The sequence below is a fragment of the Bacillus sp. 05T31 genome, from assembly GCF_056396725.1.
Genome location: NZ_JBFTMA010001128.1, coordinates 1 through 854 on the forward strand (window position 1 = coordinate 1; position 854 = coordinate 854).

Genomic DNA, 854 nt, shown 5'->3' on the forward strand with positions numbered 1-854 from the left:
CCTCCTACTCAATCGCTGCATAGGCTAATGACTAAGCAAGAGCTTTTAATTTACTTTATCAGTAACTTAAATCACTACCTACTTAATGTTACCTATGTATTAACGTGTTACGAGTAGCAATAACAGGAAATAAAGGATGTGTTTATGACGACGAGGGCGGAAGGCCGAGGGAAGTCATAGTGCCCCTTAACCAAAAATTTATACCAAGTAATATTTACCAATAGGGTTAATTTGTCCTGGTAAATATTGCAATGGACCAGAAAGGATGGATTTCATTGTTAGCAAAATTAGAGAAGGCCCTACAAAATTACCAAAGTTATATAAAAAGAAAAAATCAAATTAACGATTTAGAGGAACAAACTAAAAAATCATTTCATTCAGCAAGCTTGTTTTTGACTCACATCACGTATGGAAATATTAAAACCTACATTTACCCTACTATCCAAAAAATACTTATTTTAGAGACTCACAAGGAAATTATTTTCACCATACCAAAAGGTATGAACCCAAAGAATTTAACCGAAAAGGAGTATGTCTTCAAACAATATTTAGGCGACAGTATCGAGCTAGAAATAGGATTTATAACTTGTGTTATACGTATATTTCCTAAACGTATGAAAAGCTTACATTACAGCTTTAACGAGCTTCTATTGAAGAATGAACCGTTACCAATCGTTGTTGGTCAAAACAAATACAACCAATGGATCAAGTACTCCTTAATTACATCCCCTAACACATTAATCAGTGGTGTACCAGGAAGCGGAAAAAGCTCTATGCTTCGTACTATTTTAACAACGTGGATTTTAATAAAAAAACCTCATGAACTCGAAATGTACCTGGTCGATCTAAAGACT

The 854-nt window shown here is 34.1% G+C and carries 1 protein-coding gene; it reads left to right on the forward strand.

The features are described 5' to 3' along the window. Nucleotides 1-275: 275 nt before the first annotated feature. Nucleotides 276-854 (forward strand): FtsK/SpoIIIE domain-containing protein (locus tag AC1DJR_RS31830; RefSeq protein WP_477004454.1); only part of this gene is annotated, 579 nt, incomplete at its 3' end.